The organism is Paracoccus binzhouensis, from assembly GCF_016446475.1.
Taxonomy (GTDB): Bacteria; Pseudomonadota; Alphaproteobacteria; order Rhodobacterales; family Rhodobacteraceae; genus Paracoccus; species Paracoccus binzhouensis.
Genome location: NZ_JAEHFP010000088.1, coordinates 1 through 18,624 on the forward strand (window position 1 = coordinate 1; position 18,624 = coordinate 18,624).

At 70.0% G+C, this 18,624-nt stretch carries 20 protein-coding genes; 6 read left to right on the plus strand and 14 right to left on the minus strand.

Features of this window, described 5'->3' with window-relative positions; all coding sequences use genetic code 11:
* The coding region (locus I9P22_RS17505) for an HAD-IC family P-type ATPase (RefSeq protein ID WP_199260780.1) at positions 1-729 on the plus strand (729 nt) is incomplete at its 5' end.
* Positions 726-1,367, plus strand: a complete 642-nt coding sequence (locus tag I9P22_RS17510) for an arylesterase (protein ID WP_199260781.1) — start codon at positions 726-728, stop codon at positions 1,365-1,367. The genes I9P22_RS17505 and I9P22_RS17510, both read left to right, overlap by 4 nt.
* A 215-nt stretch (positions 1,368-1,582) precedes the next feature.
* On the opposite strand, the gene rpmB is transcribed toward I9P22_RS17510, so the two are convergent.
* From rpmB to meaB, 3 genes are all read right to left on the minus strand, one after another.
* Complete coding sequence (gene rpmB, locus I9P22_RS17515) at positions 1,583-1,858, minus strand: 50S ribosomal protein L28 (RefSeq protein ID WP_011748713.1); 276 nt, start codon at positions 1,856-1,858, stop codon at positions 1,583-1,585.
* A 114-nt stretch (positions 1,859-1,972) separates the two neighbouring features.
* Positions 1,973-2,596, minus strand: a complete 624-nt coding sequence (locus tag I9P22_RS17520; protein ID WP_199260782.1) for a methylated-DNA--[protein]-cysteine S-methyltransferase — start codon at positions 2,594-2,596, stop codon at positions 1,973-1,975.
* Entirely contained in the window at positions 2,580-3,593 is a 1,014-nt protein-coding gene (gene meaB / locus I9P22_RS17525; protein ID WP_199260797.1) for a methylmalonyl Co-A mutase-associated GTPase MeaB, read from the minus strand. Before meaB ends, I9P22_RS17520 begins: the two co-directional genes overlap by 17 nt.
* Before the next feature lie 144 nt (positions 3,594-3,737).
* Here meaB and I9P22_RS17530 point away from each other — a divergent pair, with 144 nt between their 5' ends.
* The 3 genes from I9P22_RS17530 (at position 3,738) to I9P22_RS17540 (ending at position 6,366) form a co-directional block, all read left to right on the plus strand.
* Entirely contained in the window at positions 3,738-4,097 is a 360-nt protein-coding gene (locus tag I9P22_RS17530) for a thioredoxin domain-containing protein (protein ID WP_199260783.1), read from the plus strand.
* 75 nt (positions 4,098-4,172) lie between these two features.
* On the plus strand, positions 4,173-5,465 hold the full coding sequence (serS, locus tag I9P22_RS17535; protein ID WP_199260784.1) for a serine--tRNA ligase: 1,293 nt from the start codon (positions 4,173-4,175) through the stop codon (positions 5,463-5,465).
* 55 nt (positions 5,466-5,520) lie between these two features.
* Positions 5,521-6,366, plus strand: a complete 846-nt coding sequence (locus I9P22_RS17540) for a hypothetical protein (protein ID WP_199260785.1) — start codon at positions 5,521-5,523, stop codon at positions 6,364-6,366.
* On the opposite strand, the gene der is transcribed toward I9P22_RS17540, so the two are convergent.
* From der to I9P22_RS17595, 11 genes are all read right to left on the minus strand, one after another.
* Complete coding sequence (der, locus tag I9P22_RS17545; protein ID WP_199260786.1) at positions 6,363-7,832, minus strand: ribosome biogenesis GTPase Der; 1,470 nt, start codon at positions 7,830-7,832, stop codon at positions 6,363-6,365. The genes I9P22_RS17540 and der overlap by 4 nt on opposite strands.
* Positions 7,829-9,151, minus strand: a complete 1,323-nt coding sequence (locus I9P22_RS17550) for a PQQ-binding-like beta-propeller repeat protein (protein ID WP_199260787.1) — start codon at positions 9,149-9,151, stop codon at positions 7,829-7,831. Before I9P22_RS17550 ends, der begins: the two co-directional genes overlap by 4 nt.
* An 83-nt stretch (positions 9,152-9,234) precedes the next feature.
* Positions 9,235-9,930: a tetratricopeptide repeat protein gene (locus I9P22_RS17555; RefSeq protein ID WP_199260788.1), complete on the minus strand. Its 696-nt coding sequence runs from the start codon at positions 9,928-9,930 to the stop codon at positions 9,235-9,237.
* Between the two features lie 41 nt (positions 9,931-9,971).
* Entirely contained in the window at positions 9,972-10,883 is a 912-nt protein-coding gene (gene rarD / locus I9P22_RS17560; protein WP_199260789.1) for an EamA family transporter RarD, read from the minus strand.
* Between the two features lie 141 nt (positions 10,884-11,024).
* Positions 11,025-11,624 (minus strand): superoxide dismutase, encoded by a 600-nt coding sequence (locus tag I9P22_RS17565; protein WP_011746863.1) that lies wholly within the window; start codon positions 11,622-11,624, stop codon positions 11,025-11,027.
* A 107-nt stretch (positions 11,625-11,731) separates the two neighbouring features.
* Positions 11,732-12,193, minus strand: coding sequence for a hypothetical protein (locus I9P22_RS17570; protein ID WP_199260790.1), 462 nt, complete (start codon positions 12,191-12,193; stop codon positions 11,732-11,734).
* An 80-nt stretch (positions 12,194-12,273) separates the two neighbouring features.
* On the minus strand, positions 12,274-12,792 hold the full coding sequence (locus I9P22_RS17575) for a sarcosine oxidase subunit gamma (RefSeq protein ID WP_199260791.1): 519 nt from the start codon (positions 12,790-12,792) through the stop codon (positions 12,274-12,276).
* Positions 12,785-15,718 carry a sarcosine oxidase subunit alpha family protein gene (locus tag I9P22_RS17580; protein ID WP_199260792.1) on the minus strand — a complete coding sequence of 978 codons (2,934 nt, stop codon included), beginning with the start codon at positions 15,716-15,718 and terminating at the stop codon, positions 12,785-12,787. Before I9P22_RS17580 ends, I9P22_RS17575 begins: the two co-directional genes overlap by 8 nt.
* Positions 15,715-16,080 carry a sarcosine oxidase subunit delta gene (locus I9P22_RS17585; protein ID WP_199260793.1) on the minus strand — a complete coding sequence of 122 codons (366 nt, stop codon included), beginning with the start codon at positions 16,078-16,080 and terminating at the stop codon, positions 15,715-15,717. Before I9P22_RS17585 ends, I9P22_RS17580 begins: the two co-directional genes overlap by 4 nt.
* 368 nt (positions 16,081-16,448) lie before the next feature.
* Positions 16,449-16,712: a hypothetical protein gene (locus I9P22_RS17590; protein WP_199260794.1), complete on the minus strand. Its 264-nt coding sequence runs from the start codon at positions 16,710-16,712 to the stop codon at positions 16,449-16,451.
* Positions 16,713-16,869: 157 nt separating this feature from the next.
* Positions 16,870-18,141 carry a sarcosine oxidase subunit beta family protein gene (locus I9P22_RS17595; RefSeq protein WP_199260795.1) on the minus strand — a complete coding sequence of 424 codons (1,272 nt, stop codon included), beginning with the start codon at positions 18,139-18,141 and terminating at the stop codon, positions 16,870-16,872.
* Between the two features lie 202 nt (positions 18,142-18,343).
* Between I9P22_RS17595 and ccmI the strand changes: the two genes are divergently transcribed.
* A partial coding sequence (gene ccmI, locus I9P22_RS17600; RefSeq protein WP_199260796.1) for a c-type cytochrome biogenesis protein CcmI occupies positions 18,344-18,624 on the plus strand: 281 nt, incomplete at its 3' end.

The following is an 18,624-nucleotide window of genomic DNA, read 5'->3' on the forward strand; positions in this document are numbered from 1 at the left end:
GGGCGCGGGCTTTCGGCGCGGGTCGAGGGGCGCGCGCTGCTGATCGGCAATGCCGCCGCGCTGGCCGAGGCCGGCGTCAGTGCCTCGCCCGCCCTGATCGCCGCGGCCGAGGGCTGGGCGGCGCAAGGCGCGACGCCGGTGCATCTGGCGGTGGACGGCCGGCACGCCGCCGCCATGGCGCTGGCCGATCCCATCCGCCCCGAGGCGGCCGAGGCCATCGCCCAACTGCACGGGCTGGGCCTGCAGACCGCGATGATCTCGGGCGACGTGCAGGCCACGGCCGAGGCGGTGGGGCGCAAGCTGGGCATCGACCGCGTGACCGCCGGCGTCCTGCCCGAGGGCAAGCTGGCCGCCATCCGCGAGATGGGGCCGGGCACGGTCTTCGTCGGCGACGGCATCAACGACGCCCCGGCTCTGGCCGCGGCCGAGACCGGCATCGCCATCGGCACCGGCACCGACGTCGCCATCGAATCGGCCGAGGTGGTGCTGGTCGGCGGCGATCCGGCGGGCGTGGCGCGGGCCATCCGCCTGTCACGCAGCGTCATGCGCAATATCCGGCAGAATCTGTTCTGGGCCTTCGGCTACAATGTCGCCCTGATTCCCGTGGCCATGGGGGGGCTGGTGCCCTTCGGCGGGCCGCAATTGTCACCCATGCTGGGGGCCGGGGCGATGGCACTCTCCTCGGTCTTCGTGGTCAGTAACGCGTTGCGATTGAGGCGTGCCGGATGATCCTGAAAGCCCTTGTCCTGTTCCTGGCGCTGGCCGTCGCCCCGGTCGCCTCGGCCGCGCCGCTGCGCATCCTCGCCTTCGGCGACAGCCTGACCGAGGGCTATGGCCTGCCCGCCCGCGACGGGCTGGTGCCACAGCTGCAGGCCTGGCTGCAGGCGCGGGGCCATGATGCGGTGGTGCTGAACGGCGGGCTGTCCGGCGACACCACCGCCGGCGGGCGGGTGCGGATCGGCTATTCACTGGCCCGCCACAAGCCCGACGCGGTGATCGTGGAACTGGGCGGCAACGACCTGCTGCTGGGCTTCACCCCCAAGATGGTCGAGGGCAATCTCGATTCGATCCTCGAACAGGCGGGCCAGGGCGGCCGGCCGCTGCTGCTGGTCGGCATCGCCCTGCCCGACGCGGAAGCACCGCAGCGCGAGGCATGGGCCGGGATCTGGCCGCGCCTGGGCACCCGGCACGGGGCGCTGGTGCTCGAGAACCTGTATCAGCCGCTCTATGACGGTCCGGGCGAGGCCTATATGTCCTTGCTGCAAAGCGACGGGCTGCATGCCTCGGCCCAAGGGGTCAGGCTGATCGTCGAGACGCTGGGGCCGAAGGTCGAGGAACTGATCGCCAGGGCCGAGGCCCGGCGCTGATGTCCCTTGGGGCCGGCCATCCACAGGGCGGCTCCGTTCCGATTGCGGGCCAGAACGACGCACGCGCTGGTCCCGCACCCACCCGCAAGCCGCTCTTGGACGGATCAAGTCCGCATAAGCAAAAGCCCCGCCGGTGAAGGCAGGGCGCATCGCATCCGCGACGGAGTCTCGGGTCAGGGGCCGCGAATCGACCGGCCCCGTCCCGGGATCGCGGATCAGGCTTTCGCCAGTTCGCGCTTGATCTTCAGGGCGCGATCCGACAGCTCGGCATCCTTAGCCTTCGCCAGGAAGGCGTCGAGGCCGCCGCGGTGGTCGACCGAACGCAGCGCCGCGGCCGAGATGCGCAGCTGGTAGCTGCGGCCCAGCTTTTCCGACAGCAGCGAGACCTCGTTCAGGTTCGGCAGAAACCGGCGACGGGTCTTGTTGTTGGCGTGGGAGACGTTGTTGCCGCTCATCGGGCCCTTGCCGGTCAGTTCGCAAACGCGCGACATGATCTTGTTCCTTCGATTCGATCCTGCACGGGCCTCTGCCCGCAATATGAAAGGGCGCCGCGTGGCAGCGCCCGGAAATCCGTTTGCGGGGGATAAAGCCAGACGGGCGGCGCGTCAAGCCTTTTTGCCCGGCTTTTCCGCCCCGCCATGGCGGCTCACGGCGCGAAGCGCGTCGGCCTCGTGGCGGATCAGCGCCTGCTTGCGCCACAGCCCGCCGCCATAGCCGGTCAGCCCGCCATCCGAACCGATCACCCGATGGCAGGGAATCACCACCGCGATCTGGTTCGCGCCATTGGCCCGCGCCACGGCGCGAACCGCCGATGGCCGGCCGATGCGCCGCGCCAGCTCGGCATAGCTGATGGTCGTGCCCGCGGGAATGCGCTGCAATTCCCGCCAGACCCGCTGCTGGAAATCGGTGCCGTGCAAGGCCAGCGGCAGGTCGAAATCTGCCCGCTCGCCGGTGAAATAGCCGGCGATCTGCGCCTCGGTCCGGTCGGTCACGGCGGTGCGGCCGGGGGCGATGCGGCCCCGGGCGGCAAGGCGGCGCAACTCGGCCGGCAGGGCCGCGCGTTCGAGGAATTCCAGCAGGTGCAGCCGCTTCTGGTCGGCGACGACGACCATGGCGCCCAGCGGCGTGTCGAACCAGGCCCCGGCCAGCTCGGCCGCCCCCTGCGGCGGACCCAGCAGCGCGGCCAGCAGGGCGCCGGGATCCGCCTGCGGGTCAGGCCCGGCGCTCATGCGCCTGCCGTCCGGCGATCCGCGAATCGCATTCCGCCGCGCCCAGCCAGTCGAGCATCCGGGTCGCCGCCGAATCGGGATCGCTCTCGCCCCGGGCCACGGCATCGCCCAGCTCGCGCAGCCGCGCCCGCACCTCGGGGCGGTCGAGCCGCGCCAGCAGCCCGGCGCGCAGTTCCGACAGGAACCAGTGCCGCGCCTGCTCGGCCCGGCGGCTGTCGAAATGCCCATGCTCGCGCCGCCAGTCGGCCAGCCAGGTCATGCTGGCCCAGGCCTTGTCCAGCCCCTCGCCGGTATAGGCCGAGACCGGCAGCGCCTTGGGGAAGCCCTCGGGGTCGTAGGGACGCTTGCGCAAGAGCCGCAGCGCCCCGGCATAATCGGCGACGGTGCGCATGGCGGTCTCGCGCAGCTCACCATCGGCCTTGTTGACCAGGATGATGTCGGCGATCTCCATGATGCCGCGCTTGACGCCCTGCAGCTCGTCACCGCCGGCCGGAGCGAGCAGCAGGATGAACAGGTCCGACATCTCGGCCACCAGGGTTTCGCTTTGCCCGACACCGACTGTCTCGATCAGCACCACGTCGAAGCCCGCCGCCTCGCAGAGCCGCACGGTTTCGCGGGTGCGGCGCGCCACGCCGCCCAGTTCGGCGCGCGAGGGCGAGGGGCGGATGAAGGCATTGGGGTCGCGCGACAGCGTCTCCATCCGGGTCTTGTCGCCCAGGATCGAGCCACCCGAACGCGCCGAGCTGGGATCGACGGCCAGCACCGCGACCCTGAGGCCCTGCGCGGTCAGCATCTTGCCGAAGGTCTCGATGAAGGTGGACTTGCCGACCCCCGGCGTGCCCGACAGGCCGATGCGCAGCGCCTGCCGCTCGGGCAGTTCCGCCAGCAGCGCCACGGCGCGGGCGCGGTGGTCGGGGCGGGTGCTTTCGATCAGCGTGATCGCGCGGGACAGCGCGCGGCGGTTGCCCTGCGTCAGGGGTTCGGTCAGCTCGTCCATGGCCATCCCGGCAGCATCCTTGCGACGCGGGCGCCGACTGCCCCGCATCCCCGTGGATATTGGCAGCGCATCGCCATGTAAACGCCGACGGTTGTGGCGGATCGGCGCGGGCGCTAAGTCTGGCCGCGGAAACGGAGCGGGACCATGCTGACACGGCGGGCGATTCTGGCCGGGATGGCGGCGATGGCGGCGATGCCCGGCAGGGCGGCCCCGGCATTGCAGCTGCTGATGGTCCGGCGCAAGGGCTGCGTCTATTGCGCGCAATGGGACCGCGAGATCGCCCCGGTCTATGACCGCCACCCCGAGGGACGCGCGGCGCCGCTGCTGACGGTGGACCTGGACGGGCCCTATCCCGACGGATTGGCGCTGGCGCGGAAGCCCTGGCTGACGCCCACCTTCATCCTGCTGCAAGGCGGGGTCGAGATGGCCCGATTCGAGGGCTATCCGGGGCGCGAGCGGTTCTTTGGCGTCCTGCGCGACATGCTGGCCCAGGCGACGGGCTGAGAGGGCGGGCTGAGGCTTTCGCCCTGCGCCGCTTTGGGTTATCCGGGGCGGCGTAACCTGCCAGAGGAATGGGCCATGCACGACATCCGCGCCATCCGCGAGAATCCCGCCGCTTTCGACGCCGCGCTTGCGTTGCGCAACATGGCCCCGGTGTCGCCCGAGATCCTGTCGCTGGATGCCGATCGCCGTGCCCGCATCAGTGCCGCCGAAACCGCACAGGCCGAGCAGAACAAGGCCAGCAAGGAGGCCGGCGCCGCCAAGGGCCGCGGCGACGAGGCCGAGTTCCAGCGCCTGCGCGCCCTGGTCACCGCCAAGAAGGACGAGACCGCCCGCCTGCAGGCCGAAGCCACGGCGCTGGACGCCAAGCTGCGCGAGCTGCTGCTGACCATCCCGAACCTGCCGCTGGACAGCGTGCCCCCGGGCGAGGACGAGAACGACAATGTCGAGATCCGCCGCTGGGGCGAGCCGCGCAGCTTCGACTTCACCCCGCGCGAGCATTTCGAGATCGAGGGCGTCAAGCCCGGCATGGATTTCGAGACCGCGGCCAAGCTGTCGGGCGCGCGCTTCGTGCTGCTTTCGGGCGGGGTCGCCCGCATCCACCGGGCGCTGGCGCAATTCATGCTGGACCTGCACAGCGAGGAACACGGGCTGGCCGAGACCTGGACCCCGGTCCTGGTGCTTTCGGAAATGATGGAGGGCACCGGGCAATTGCCGAAATTCGGCGAGGACAGCTACCAGACCCGCGAGGGCTGGTGGCTGATCCCGACTGCCGAGGTGACGCTGACCAATATCGTCAACAACTGCCTGATCGACCACGGCTACCTGCCGCGCCGCTATGTCGCGCACAGCCAGTGCTTCCGCTCGGAAGCCGGCAGCGCCGGGCGCGACACCGCGGGCATGCTGCGCCAGCACCAGTTCGAGAAGGTCGAGATGGTCTCGATCACCGATGCGGAATCGGGGCTTGCGGAACATGCCCGCATGACCCGCTGCGCCGAGACGGTGCTGGAGCGGCTGGGCCTGCCCTATCGCACCATCGTGCTCTGCGGCGGCGACATGGGCTTCGGCGCCCGCATCACCCATGACCTCGAGGTCTGGCTGCCCGGCCAGGGCAGGTATCGCGAGATCTCCTCGGTCAGCTATTGCGGCGATTTCCAGGCCCGGCGCATGAACGCCCGCTATCGCCCGGCCGGCGGCGGCAAGCCCGAGTTCGTGCATACGCTGAACGGCTCGGGCCTGGCGGTGGGCCGCACGCTGATCGCGGTGTTGGAGAACGGCCAGCAGGCCGACGGCTCGGTCCTGCTGCCCGAGGCGCTGCACCCCTATCTGCGCGGCAAGACCCGGCTGGGCGCGGACGGTCTGCTGGCCTGAGTCGACAAAAGACGGATCGGGCGAAACCCGCCGCGAACGGGCGGCGTTTCCAACCATGTCCCGCGCAGGCCCAACCCTTCTGATGCTGGCGGTGCTGGTCTTCCTGGCCAGCTCGCTTGCCTATGCCCTGGCGCCGGCGCCCCCGGCCCCGACCGTCCCGAGCAGCCGCGACGCGGCCTCGCTGCTGCAGGGCCTGCCGGCCGGCAGCCAGCCGGTGGACCTGGCCGGCCTGTTCCTGCGTCCGGGGAATCCGGGGATGATGGCGCTGCTGGGCCTGGCCTGGGCGGCGCTTGGCTATCACGCCGCCCGGCAGTTCCTGGCCGGGACCGAAGGCGTGCGGCAGGGCATCGGGCCGCCGGCGCCGCGCGACCTGCCCGCACATGGACCGCAAGGCCATGGACCGCCAAAACACGGAACGCAGGAACACGGGCTGCAGGAACATGCGCCGCTGATCCTGGGCCTGCTGGCCGGGGCGCTCTGGCCCTGGCTGCTGGGCGGCTGGCCGCTGACCGCCTTCCTGCTGTCGGCCTTGATGCTGGCCTGTTTCCTGGCCGCGGCACTGCGCGGCGTGCGCGAGGGCGGGCAGGTGCAGCGCAGCTCCTCGCTGGGCTTCGTGGCCGGCTGGGGGCTGCTGGTCTGCTTCGCTGCTTTCACCGCGCTGCTGCGCGACCGGCTGGGCCTGCCGCAAGAGGTGGCGGCGGTGATCGCCATGCTGATCGGCGCGGTCGCGGCGGTCAGCGTGCAGCTGCGGATGCCGAAGCGGATCGGCTTCAGCGTGGCGCTGATCTGGGGGTTGATCGGCATTGCCGCCAGCACCGTCACCACCGATACCGCCATCGCCACGGTGACGGTGATCGCCATCGCCATCATCGCCGTGGCGCTGGTGCGGGTGACGACCTAGGCGCCTTTCGGCTTCTGCCGGTGCTTGTGCTTGGACAGCGCGCCGGACTGGCTGATCTTGCCGGCCTTGTCCTTGTAGGGGTTCTTGGTGCCCTGGTCGCGGAAGGTCAGCCGGATCGGCGTGCCGGGCATGTCGAAATCCTGCCGCAGCCCGTTGACCAGATAGCGCTGGTAGCTGTCGGGCAGCTTGTCGGTATGGGTCGCCATGACCACGAAGGCCGGCGGGCGGGTCTTGACCTGGGTGATATAGCGCAGCCGGATCCGGCGGCCGCCCGGCGCCGGGGGCGGATGCGCCTCGGTCATCGCGCCCAGCCACTGATTCAGCCGCGCGGTCGGGACGCGGCGGTTCCAGACCTCGTGCGCCTTCAGGATGGCGTTGTGCAGCCGGTCCAGCCCCTTGCCGGTCCGCGCCGAAACCGTGACCAGCGGCGCGCCCTTCAGCTGCGGCAAGAGCCGCTCGAAGGCCTCGCGCAGTTCCTTGAGCTTCTCGGGCTTGTCCTCCTCCAGGTCCCACTTGTTCGCGGCGACGACCACGGCGCGACCCTCGCTCTCGGCGAAATCGGCAATGCGCAGGTCCTGCTGCTCGAAGGGGATGCCCACGTCCAGAAGCACCACCACCACCTCGGCGAAGCGCACGGCGCGCAAGCCGTCGGCGACGGAAAGCTTTTCCACCTTGTCGGTGACGCGCGCCTTCTTGCGCATGCCCGCGGTGTCGAAGATGCGCACCGGCGTGCCCATGAAATCGGTGCTGACGCTGATCGAATCGCGGGTGATGCCGGCTTCGGGGCCGGTCAGCAGGCGGTCCTCGCCCAGGATCTTGTTGATGAGCGTCGATTTGCCGGCATTCGGCCGGCCGATCACCGCGATCTGCAGGGGCTTCGCGGCCGAGGGGCGCCAATCCTCGGCCTCCTCGTCGCCATCCTCGACGGCGACGTCGGTTTCCGGCGCCTGCTGGACGTTCTGCGCCTCGAACTGCTCGGCCAGCGGCACGAGGGCGCGATAAAGGTCGTCCATGCCCTCGCCATGCTCGGCCGAGATGCGCAGGGGCTCGCCCAGGCCAAGCGCATAGGCTTCCATCGCCCCCGCCTCGCCGGCGCGGCCCTCGGCCTTGTTGGCGGCCAGGATGACGTGTTTCGCCCGCTTGCGCAGGATATCGGCGAAATATTCGTCGGCCGCCGTGACGCCCACGCGGGCGTCGATCACGAACAGGCAGACATCGGCTTCGTCCACCGCGCGCTCGGTCAGGCGGCGCATGCGGCCCTGCAGGCTGTCGTCCTCGGCGATCTCCAGGCCCGCCGAATCGACGACGATGAAGCGCAGGTCGCCCAGCCGCCCAGCCCCCTCGCGCAGGTCGCGGGTCACGCCGGGCTGGTCGTCGACCAGGGCCAGGCGCTTGCCGACCAGGCGGTTGAACAGCGTGGACTTGCCGACATTGGGACGCCCGACAATGGCGAGGGTGAAGCTCATCTGTATGCGATCAACTGGCCGTCATGGGTGACGACGTAAAGGGTTTGGCCCGCCACGGCCGGCGCCGCTGCGGCGCCGCCCGGGATCTCGGCGGTGCCGATCAGCGCGCCCGAGGCGGGATCGAAGACGCGCAGATAGCCGTCCGAGCCGGCAAGGTAAAGCTTCGATCCCGCCAGAACCGGGCCGTAATGGTTCCAGACCTTGTCCTGCTTGCGCACGATCTGCCTGGTGAAATAGGGCAGCTTCTGCGCCCAGACCCGCGCGCCGTTGGCGGCGTCCAGCCGCAGCAGCTGGGCCTGGTCATTCACCAGGAAGACCGAGTTCCCGGCCGGGACCACCGGGCTCGAGGCGCCCTCGCGCGCCTCCCATTTCATCGCGCCGGTGGCCAGGTCGAAGGCCGCGACCCGGCCCGAGCTGGTGCCGGCATAGACCGTGCCGCCCGAGATCACCGGATCGCCGGTCACGTCGCGGAAATAGCCCACCGCGCGGCCCAGGCGCTGGCCGGCGACATTGGCGGTCCAGACCTGGCTGCCGCTGCTGCCGTCCACGCCCATCAGCTCGCCGGTGGCGAAGGGAAAGACCACGGTCGAGCCCGAGACCGCCGGTGCCGCGACCCCCATCACCCCGGCCATGCCGTCATTGCCGAAGACCCGCCACAGCACCTTGCCGTCATTGGCGCGCACCGCCCAGCCGGTCGCGTCGCGGCCCAGCACATAGACGACGCCGTCCTGCACCGTGGGCGCGCCGCTGATCGGCGCATCGACCTTTTGCCGCCAGATCACGCCGCCGGTGCGGGCGTCCAGCGCCACCAGCTCGCCATAGCCGGTGGTGGCGAAAACGCGGTTGCCCTCGAAGGCCAGGCCGCCACCCGAGACGCTGCGGTCGGATTCGCCCCCGGGCCGCAGGTCGCGGCTCCAGACCCGGCCGCCGCCGGTGGTGGTGGCGGTCACCGTGGACTGGCTGTCCAGGGCAAAGACCAGGCCCGCCGCGACGATCGGGGCGGCGGTGACGCGATGCCGGCGATCCGAAGGCTGGCCGATGCTCGCCGCCCAGATGCGGCCGGTGCCGGCGCCGATCGCCATGTTGCCCGCAAGATGGGCCGCGTTGCCGGCGCGCTGCGGCCAGTCGCTGTTGCCGCGCACCGGCGGCAGCGACAAGGCGGTGGTGGTCGGCGCCGCCGCGCCCTCGACCACGGGACCGTCGGGCGACAGCACCGCGCGCGGGTCCAGCCGTTCGCCGGGCAGGACGGTTTCGCGTTGCTGGCAGGCCGAAAGGGCGGTCAGCCCGGCCAAAGCGGCGATCAGGGGCAGCCTCGTCATCGCTCTCTCCTCTATCCGGGCCGGGCGCAAGGTCGGGACCCGGCCGCGGGCGCGGTTTCTTGTCTTGCCGGCGCTGCCGGGCTTCAGTTCGCGGTCGGGACCGGCATGGTCTGCGGGCCGGGGCCTTCGGCGCGGTCGGGCTCGGCGCCCAGGGTGATCATCATCTCGGAGAGACGGCGGCGCAAGGGTTCGGACAGCCCGTTCTTTTGCTGGATCTGGCCGATCAGCATCACCGCGTCCTCCTTGCGGCCGGCGCCGATCAGCGCCACGGCCTTCTGTTCCAGCGCCAGCAGTTCGAAGGGCGCGCCGGGCTTGGACAGCTCGGCCAGGATGCGGTCGCGCTCGGCCGCGTCCATGGCCGGGCCGGCGGCCATCACCGCCTTGAGCATGGCCAGGTCGTGCAGCACCGGATCGTCCTCGACGCCCGCGGCCGCGGCCTTGAGCCGCTCGGCCGCCTGCGGGTTCAGTCCGGCTTCGGCCTCGACCCCGGCGGCCAGCATCTCGGACAGCAGCTTGCGGCCGGCCGAGCCCTGCGGATCGACGGCGGACAGCGCCGCCACCCGATCCTCGGCTTCGCGCGCGGCCAGAACGGCGTCGCCCCAGCTCCGGGCCTCGGCCTCGGCCTGGTTGCGCGCATATTCGCGCCAGGCCGCGCCGCCGACGATGCCCAGGATCACCAGGACGGCGATCCAGCCATAGCGGCGGAACAATCCGAACAGCCGATCGCGGCGCAGATCCTCGGTGACCTCGTCGATGAAGCTGTCGTTCTGATTGGCCATGTCGCCCCCGGAAGTTCTTTGGCGCTGTTCTATACGCGGTTTCACCCGTTTGCCAATGGCGGGCCGCGCCGCGCCTGCCGGAAGGCCGAGGCGCTGTAGATCGCCAGCGCCGTCCAGATCATCGCGAAGGCGATCATGTGCCAACGGGTGAACGCCTCGCCGAACAGCAGCACCGCGCACAGGAATTGCAGCGTCGGGTTCAGGTAGAACATCAGCCCCAGCGTCGCCATGCCGACCCGGCGCGCGGCATAGCTGAACAGGATCAGCGGCACCGCCGTGATCACCCCCGAGGCCGCCAGCAGCAGCGACACGGGCAGATCGGCGCCGAAGCTCAGCGGTGCGGCCAGCGATGCCGGCAGCCACCCCAGCGCCTGCAGGGCCAGCCAGCCCAGCGCCAGCGGCGTCAGCAGCGCCACTTCGGCCGCCACCGACAGCACCGGGCCCAGCGGCAACGATTTCTTGAGCGCGCCGTAAAGCACGAAGGTCAGGGCCAGCCCCAGGCTGATCCAGGGCGCGACGCCCAGGCCCCAGGTCAGCAGCGCCACGGCAAGTCCGGCCAGCAGCACCGCCAGGGCCTGCGCCCGGCTCAGCGCCTCGCCAAAGACCAGGACGCCGGCGACCACCGCCATCAGCGGGAAGATGTAATAGCCCAGCGAGCTTTGCACGACATGGCCGGCCTGCACCGCCCAGATGAACAGCCCCCAGTTCAGCGACACGGTCAGCGCCGCCAGCACGATGCGGCCGACATGCGGCCCGGTCAGCGCCCCGCGCAGCTCGCGCAGCCGGCCCTGCACGGCCAGCACCGCCAGGAACAGCAGCAGCGACCACAGGGTGCGATGCGCCAGCACCTCGACCACCGGCACCCCGGACAGGGCGCGGTAGAAGATCGGCGACAGGCCCCAGGTCACGCAGACCCCGATCATCGCCCAGAAACCCTTGCCCCATTCGCTCATGCGCAGCCCCTTTCCGTCCGCACAGCCATGCGGCCGATTCGCGGCGGGGGCAAGGGGGGGCGAAGGGGCCGGCGGTCAGCGGCAGGGCAACGAAAAAGGCCCGCCGGGCGGGCGGGCCTTGATGCGGGCTTCCGGCGCGGATCAGAGGCGCGAAGCCACGTTTTCCCAGTTCACCAGGTTGTTCAGGAAATTCTCCAGGTATTTCGGCCGGGCGTTGCGGAAGTCGATGTAATAGCTGTGCTCCCACACGTCGCAGCCCAGAAGCGCGGTCTGGCCGAAGCAGAGCGGGTTCACGCCGTTCTCGGTCTTGGTGACCTTCAGGCTGCCGTCCTTGTCCTTGACCAGCCATGCCCAGCCCGAGCCGAACTGGCCGACGCCGGCCTCGGCGAATTTCTTCTTGAACTCGTCCACCGAACCGAAAGCCTCGGTCAGGGCCTTTTCCAGCTCGCCCGGGATGGCGCCGGGATTCGGGCCCATCATTTCCCAGAACTGCGCGTGGTTCCAGTGCTGGCTGGCATTGTTGAAGATGCCGTTCTGCGCCACCGCGCCCGACTGGTAGGTGCCCTTGACGATGTCCTCGAGGCTCTTGCCTTCCCACTCGGTGCCGGCCACCAGCTCGTTCAGCTTGTCGACATAGGCCTTGTGGTGCTTGTCGTGGTGGTATTCCAGCGTCTCCTTGGACATGCCGCCAGCGGCCAGCGCGTCGTGAGCATAGGGAAGATCGGGAAGCGTGAAGGCCATTTTCGATTTCCTTTCCAACGGTTTCGGATCGTGTTCTGGCACATGAGCCAGGCGGGGAAAAGCCCTGTCGGCCGCTAAACGCCTTCAACGCAGCGGCGGTTCCGGCCCTATCGGTCGCCGGGCGAGCCGCAGACGCCGGTCCCGGTCATGACGTTGTCATAGCCCTGCGCGACGGCGGTGATCGAGGCCGTGCCGTCGGCCTTGCGCACCGTCAGCCGGTAATCCAGCCGCTCGGTCCGCTGGCCCGCGGCATTGCTGACCCCGGCCAGCGCCCAGCCATAGCTGCGGCTGCGGCGGTCGTCGGCGGTGATCCTGGCCTCGATCGGGCGGCCCAGCAGGTTCTGCAGGATCGGGTCGAAGACCTCGATCCGGCCCTGGCGCGGGCCGGAGGTCTGGCGGGTCATCATGATGAACTCGGGCACCCAGCCGGTGCCGCTTTCGTCGAGGATCTGGCACATCATCACCACCGGCGGCTGCTGCGGTGCAAGATCCTGCTGCGCCCGCAGGCCGGGGCCCGGCAGCAGCAGGGCGATGAGCAGAAGGGCGGACGGGATCGGGGCGGGGCGCATGGAATCAACCGGATGGCTTTCACCTTCCATCCATACGCCGCCCCGCCGCCGCCACAAGCCCCGTTCGGGTCCGGAGCGCCCTAGCGCGGGTCCAACTGCGTGCCCGGCGCCGCGGCGCCGGTCAGGATGCCGCGCAGGTAATCGGCGACCGAGCGGAAGCCGATCAGCACATAGCCGCCCGGCTCGCGCCAGATGCCGCAGGCGACCTGGGCGGCGCGGGTGCGGCGCAGCCCGTCCTCGGGCATGGCCGCCAGGTCGGCCGGGCAGAGCTTCATCAGCACGTCCAGCGCCTTGGCGCCCTGGATGCGGAACACGGCGCGCATGTCGCTGACATCCAGCACCAGCGCGTGTTCGGTGGACAGCGCGTCCTGCAGCGCCGCCAGCGCCTCGGCCGCCTCGGCGCGCGGCAGGACCAGCAGCAGCTCGTCCGGCGACATCCAGCCGAGAGAGCGACTGCCGTCGCTGGTGATGCGGCCCCGTTCGGGCAGCGCCACCCCGACCGCCGCGGCGATGGCATCGCCCGCGCGCGCCAGGTCGGCGCGGATCTGGATCATGCCCCAATCCTGCACCTGAGAGATCTTCGCCAGTGCCTCAGCCATTCGCCCGGCTCCCTTCCTTGTCGTAGAAGACCGGATCGCAGATCCGCGCCTTGTAGCTTTCCTGACCCGCGACCGGGAATTCCAGCACCTCGCCCATGCGCTCGGGGCCGTTCAGCACCAGGCCCATGGCGATGGGCTTGCTGAGCGTCGGCGACATGTAGGTCGAGGTCACCCGGCCCTGGGTGTTGCGCTGGCCGTTCGGGTTCACGCCATCGGCCACCGCATAGACGCCGTCCGGCAGCACCCGGCCGTCGACGCTTTCCAGCCCCACCAGCTTCCAGCGCCGGGGATCGGTCATGTGGCTGCGCTCCTGCGCCCGCTTGCCGATATAGTCGGTCTTCTTCTTGCTGATCGCCCAGTTCAGGCCCAGATCCTGCGGGATCACCGTGCCGTCGGTCTCGTCGCCGATCATGATGAAGCCCTTTTCGGCGCGCATGACATGCATGGCCTCGGTGCCGTAGGGGGTGACGTTCAGGTCGCGCCCGGCCTCGTGCAGCTTTTCCCACAGTTCAAGGCCGCGGTTGGCGGGCACCGCCACCTCGAAGGACAGCTCGCCCGAGAAGCTGATGCGATAGACGCGGGCGGGGATGCCGGCGATCTCGCCCTCGGCCCAGCCCATGAAGGGCAGCGCCTCGGGCGACAGGTCGATCTGGCCGCCCAGCCGCTCCAGGAGCACGCGGGCCTTGGGGCCGACCACGGCGACCTGCGCCCATTGCTCGGTGACGTTGGCGGTCCAGACCTTCCAGTCCCACCATTCGCATTGCAGCCAGTCTTCCATGTGGCCGTGCATGCGCTCGGCGCCGCCGGTGGTGGTGTGCACCAGCCAGGTGTCCTCGCTGAGCCGCGCGGCGACGCCGTCGTCGCTCAGGAAGCCGTTCTCGTTGCAGATCAGGCCATAGCGGCACTTGCCCACCGGCAGCGTGGACATCATGCCGGTATACATCATGTCGAGGAACCGGCCCGCATCCGGGCCCTTGACGATGATCTTGCCCAGCGTCGAGGCGTCGAGCGTGCCGACCGAGGCCCGCACCGCCCGGATCTCGCGCGCCACCGCGTCGGCATGGCTTTCGCCCGCCTTCGGGTAGCAATAGGGGCGGCGCCAGTGGCCGACCGGCTCGAAGAAGGCGCCGTGGCTTTCGTGCCAGCCATGCATGGGGGTCTTGCGCAAGGGCTGGAAGATCTCGCCCCGCGCCTCGCCGGCGATGGTGCCCAGCGTCAGCGGCGTATAGGGCGGGCGGAAGGTCGTGGTGCCGGTGGCCGGAATCGGCTGGTTCAGCGCATTGGACAGCACGGCAAGGCCGTTGATGTTGCTGACCTTGCCCTGGTCGGTCGCCATGCCAAGGGTCGTGTAGCGCTTGGTATGCTCGACGCTGTGATAGCCTTCCTGCGCGGCCAGCTCGACATCCGAGACCTTCACGTCGTTCTGGAAGTCCAGCCACATCTTGAACTTCATCTTGCGCGTGGCGTGGGCGGGCATGACCCAGACCGGCATGGTCGCGGATTCCGCCTGCGCGCCGGTCAGGGCCGGGACCAGCAGGTCGCCCGCCGCCGCGCCGACGCAGCTGGCCATCGCCTTGCCATCCGCGCCGGTCGGCGGGCGATTCGGATCGGGGGCGAACATCGCCTGCGCGTCGGACCAGTTCAGCTTGCCGCCGCAATGGCTCCACAGGTGCACGACCGGCGACCAGCCGCCGGACATGGCGACGCAATCGGCATCCACGGTTTCGGTCACCTGGCCCGAGCCGGAATGGGCGCAGATCTTGACCGCCTCGACCGCCTGGCCGCCCTTGATGCCGGCGATGGCGCTGCCGGTCAGGACGCGCACGCCGCGGGCGCGGACCGCCGCGGGCAGCGCGCCGCCGGCCGCGCTGCGGGCGTCGATCACCACCGGCACCTCCAGCCCCGCATCCAGCGCCACCAGCGCGGTGCGATAGGCGTCGTCATTGTTGGTGACGATGACGATGCGGCGGCCGGGGGCGACGCCGTAATTGTCGATATAATCGCGCACGGCCGAGGCCAGGATCACGCCCGGCACATCGTTGCCGGCAAAGCTCAGCGGCCGTTCCAGCGCCCCCGAGGCGACGACGACATGGCCGGCGCGGATGCGCCACAGGCGCTGGCGCGGGATGCCCGCGTTCGGGTCGTGATCGGCCAGCGATTCCCGCACCAGGAGATAGCCGTGGTCGTAAAGCCCGGTCGCCTGGGTCGAGCGGCGCAGGGTGACGTTGGCCATGCCCCGCAGTTCCGCCAGAAGCGCATCGACGCGGGCCTGGCCATCGGCATGGTCGGTGGGGGTGCGGCCGCCGAAATGCGGCGTCTGCTCGACCAGCCAGACCGACTTGCCGTCGCGGGCCGCGTCACGGGCGGCAGTCAGGCCGGCGATGCCGCCGCCGACCACCACCACATCCACATGGGCATAGGCCTGTTCGTACCTGTCCGGATCGGCCTCGGTCGGGGCCTTGCCCAGGCCGGCCGAGCGGCGGATGATCGGCTCGAACACATGCTTCCAGAACGGGCGCGGATGCATGAAGGTCTTGTAATAGAAACCCGCCGGGAAGAAGCGATACAGCCAGTTGTTCACCGCGCCGATATCGGCGTTCAGGCTGGGCCAGCAGTTCTGCGGCGTGGTGACCATGCCGCCGACCAGGGGCGTGGTGGTGGCGCGCTGGTTCGGCTCGAACCGGCCGCCCTGGCCCAGGCCCAGCAGCGCGTTCGGCTCCTCGGCGCCCGAGGCGATGGGCCCGCGCGGCCGGTGATACTTGAAGCTGCGACCCATCATCAGTTGACCGTTCGCCAGCAGGGCCGAGGCCAGGGTGTCACCCAGCAGGCCGCGCATCTGGCGGCCGTCGAAGCGGAAGGGCAGTTGATAGGCGCGGTCGATCAGGCGGCCGCCGCGCGGCAGGCGGAAGGGTCCGGTCTCGGTCATGCGTTCAGGCTTTCGGCGGAGGTGTCGGCAGTGGCTTCGGTCCAGTCGGGCTGCCAGTCGGGGCGATGCGCCCGAATGGCAGCGACGATCTCGGGCGTCGGATGCGGGGTCTGGGCGCTGTAGGTGCCAAAGACCTGCAGCGTGGCGGTGTCGCGCGCCGCCATGAACCACTTGCCGCAGCCATAGGCATGGCGCCAGCGTTCGAAATGCACGCCCTTGGGGTTCTTGCGGGCGAACAGATAGGCCTCGAATTCCTCGTCCGTCGAGCCGGGGCCGAAGCGCTTCAGATGCGCTTCGCCACCCGGCTGCAGCTCGGTTTCCTCGGCCGCAATGCCGCAATAGGGGCAGGTCAGGGTCAGCATCGGGTCACTCCTTCGGCGGCAGGTGGCGCACGCGGTCCCCGGCCCGGACGAGGGACCGGGCGCGCGGGGCGGGATCGGGAAACGGGAACGGGGCGGGATGGCCCGGAACGCCCGCCACGGGTCGGGCGGGCGGCAGCGCGGGGATCGGGCGGATTCCGGCGGCAGACTTCATGGCGCGGCGCGGCTGGCCGGTGTGGAGGCTGCGGTCGGCAAGGGAAACGGGGCTGCCGGGGGTGACTGCGGGCCGGACAGCGGACATGCCGGCGCGGCGCATCATCGCCGCAGGCCGGACATGGTCAAGAACCGAGGGGCAGAAGGCCCCCCGGCCCTTGGCAGGAAAGGCGCTTTGCGACGCCTGGACGGTCGCCTTAGTTGGCAGGCGCCGCGGGTTCGGCCGGAGCCGGAGTCGCAGGATCGGCCGGGGCCGGAGTTGCGGGCTCGGCGGGAGCAGTGGGTTCGACAGAGACGGCCCCGTCATCGGCGGGTGCCGGTTCGGTCGCCGCGGCTGGCGCGTCGGTCGACTCGGTCGCTGCGGGCTCGGTGCCCGAGGACACGAACCAGTAGATGACCACCAGCACGACGACGACGACGCCGGCGATGAGCCAGAGGTTGCTCTTGTTCTGTTCGGCCATGAAGAAAACTCCTTGGTCATGGTGACGTGCAACCTAATTCCGCAAGAGCAGCAAGAGTTTCCCATGGATTGCGCGAAATTTTCCGCCGCCCCCGCGGGATGGGCGGAAACCGGCCAATGGCGGCCGGGCGCCGGCAGGATCCCGCGCGCATTCCGCATCAGTGCGCCACCCCCGCGGCGACGCTCTCGTCGATGAAGCGGCCCTCGATGAAGCGGTTCATGCCGAAATCCCGGGCCAGCGGCCCCGGCTGGCCCTTGGCCAGCAGCTCGGCCATGGCCCAGCCCGAGCCGGGGATGGCCTTGAAGCCGCCGGTGCCCCAGCCGCAGTTGACGAAGATATTGCCGACCGGCGTGGTGGACAGGATCGGCGAGCGGTCGCCGGTCATGTCGACGATGCCGCCCCATTGCCGCAGCATCTTCAGCCGCGACAGCATTGGGAAGGTCTCGATCAGCGCGCGCACCGTCTCCTCGACATGGTGCCACGAGCCGCGCTGGGTGTAGTTGTTGAAGCCGTCGGTGCCGCCGCCGATCACCATCTCGCCCTTGTCGGATTGCGACAGGTAGCCGTGGACGGTGTTGGCCATGATGACCAGGTCGCAGCAGGGCTTGATCGGCTCGGAGACCAGCGCCTGCAGCGCCAGCGATTCGATGGGCAGGCGGAAGCCGGCCATCTCGGCCAGGACCGAGCTGTGGCCGGCCGCGATCAGCGCCAGCTTGTCGCATTCGATGCGGCCCTTGCCGGTGTTGACCGCGCGGACCTGGCCGTTCGCGGTCTCGATGCCGGTGACCTCGCAGTTCTGGATGATGTGCATGCCCATGGCCGAGCAGGCGCGGGCATAGCCCCAGGCCACGGCGTCGTGCCGCGCCGTGCCGCCGCGTTCCTGGTAAAGCCCGCCGAGGACCGGGTAGCGCGGCCCGTCGATATTGATGATTGGCAGCATGTCCTTGATGCGCTTGGGGCTGACCCATTCGGTCGCCACACCCTGCAGCTGGTTGGCATAGACGGTGCGCTTGTAGCCGCGCACCTCATGCTCGGTCTGGGCCAGCATCAGAAGGCCGCGCGGGCTGAACATGATGTTGTAGTTCAGCTCCTGCGACAGGTTCTCGTAAAGCTTCAGCGCCTTGTCGTAGATCGCCGCCGAAGGGTCCTGCAGGTAGTTCGAGCGGATGATGGTGGTGTTGCGCCCGGTATTGCCGCCGCCCAGCCAGCCCTTCTCGATGATGGCGACATCGGTGATGCCGAAATTCCTGCCCAGGTAATAGGCGGTGGCAAGGCCATGGCCGCCGGCGCCGACGATGACGACCTGGTATTTCTTCTTCGGCTCGGGACTGGCCCAGGCGCGTTTCCAGCCGGTATGCAGCCGCATTGCCTCCTTGGCGATGGCAAAGACCGAATAGCGGCCGGTGCTGGAACTTGCAGATGCGGGCATGGCGGGACCTCTTGCGACTCGACCCGTGCAGAGTGAAGCGGGGGCGGTTTTCGGGCAAGCCTGCTTGCGACGGCGTGATCGTCGAATTGCGTCAGGGTCGGGCGCAGATGTCCCGGGCCCGGACCGCGCATTTGTCGCATGGCTTTGACTTTTTCGCCGCGCCGAAACCGGCTATCACCGGCCCAGCCAAAAGGGGAAGCCGATGTTCTGGATGATCTGCGCCGCGCTGGCCGGGGTGGTGGCCATCGCCATCGCCGCGCCGCTTCTGCGCCGGCCGGGCGCGGGGGCCGAGCCCGCCGCCGCCTATGACCTGCGGGTCTATCGCGACCAGCTGCGTGAGGTCGGGCGCGATCTGGAACGCGGCCTGATCGATCCGGCCGATGCCGAGCGGCTGCGGGTCGAGATCGGCCGCAAGGTTCTGGCCGCCGACCGGGCGCTGCAGCGTGCCGGCAGCGGCAGCCGCCGCGGGCCGGGCGGCTGGGC

Excerpts from the sequence above, each read along its gene's own strand:
- I9P22_RS17575 (WP_199260791.1), bottom strand. The coding sequence starts at position 12,792 with ATGGCTGAGGCACTGGCGAAGATCTCTCAGGTGCAGGATTGGGGCATG.
- I9P22_RS17595 (WP_199260795.1), bottom strand. The coding sequence starts at position 18,141 with ATGCCCGCATCTGCAAGTTCCAGCACCGGCCGCTATTCGGTCTTTGCC.
- I9P22_RS17580 (WP_199260792.1), bottom strand. The coding sequence starts at position 15,718 with ATGACCGAGACCGGACCCTTCCGCCTGCCGCGCGGCGGCCGCCTGATC.
- der (WP_199260786.1), bottom strand. The coding sequence starts at position 7,832 with ATGAGCTTCACCCTCGCCATTGTCGGGCGTCCCAATGTCGGCAAGTCC.
- I9P22_RS17585 (WP_199260793.1), bottom strand. The coding sequence starts at position 16,080 with ATGCTGACCCTGACCTGCCCCTATTGCGGCATTGCGGCCGAGGAAACC.
- rarD (WP_199260789.1), bottom strand. The coding sequence starts at position 10,883 with ATGAGCGAATGGGGCAAGGGTTTCTGGGCGATGATCGGGGTCTGCGTG.
- I9P22_RS17550 (WP_199260787.1), bottom strand. The coding sequence starts at position 9,151 with ATGACGAGGCTGCCCCTGATCGCCGCTTTGGCCGGGCTGACCGCCCTT.
- I9P22_RS17570 (WP_199260790.1), bottom strand. The coding sequence starts at position 12,193 with ATGCGCCCCGCCCCGATCCCGTCCGCCCTTCTGCTCATCGCCCTGCTG.
- I9P22_RS17520 (WP_199260782.1), bottom strand. The coding sequence starts at position 2,596 with ATGAGCGCCGGGCCTGACCCGCAGGCGGATCCCGGCGCCCTGCTGGCC.
- I9P22_RS17530 (WP_199260783.1), top strand. The coding sequence starts at position 3,738 with ATGCTGACACGGCGGGCGATTCTGGCCGGGATGGCGGCGATGGCGGCG.
- I9P22_RS17590 (WP_199260794.1), bottom strand. The coding sequence starts at position 16,712 with ATGGCCGAACAGAACAAGAGCAACCTCTGGCTCATCGCCGGCGTCGTC.
- I9P22_RS17565 (WP_011746863.1), bottom strand. The coding sequence starts at position 11,624 with ATGGCCTTCACGCTTCCCGATCTTCCCTATGCTCACGACGCGCTGGCC.
- rpmB (WP_011748713.1), bottom strand. The coding sequence starts at position 1,858 with ATGTCGCGCGTTTGCGAACTGACCGGCAAGGGCCCGATGAGCGGCAAC.
- I9P22_RS17510 (WP_199260781.1), top strand. The coding sequence starts at position 726 with ATGATCCTGAAAGCCCTTGTCCTGTTCCTGGCGCTGGCCGTCGCCCCG.
- serS (WP_199260784.1), top strand. The coding sequence starts at position 4,173 with ATGCACGACATCCGCGCCATCCGCGAGAATCCCGCCGCTTTCGACGCC.
- I9P22_RS17555 (WP_199260788.1), bottom strand. The coding sequence starts at position 9,930 with ATGGCCAATCAGAACGACAGCTTCATCGACGAGGTCACCGAGGATCTG.
- I9P22_RS17540 (WP_199260785.1), top strand. The coding sequence starts at position 5,521 with ATGTCCCGCGCAGGCCCAACCCTTCTGATGCTGGCGGTGCTGGTCTTC.
- meaB (WP_199260797.1), bottom strand. The coding sequence starts at position 3,593 with ATGGACGAGCTGACCGAACCCCTGACGCAGGGCAACCGCCGCGCGCTG.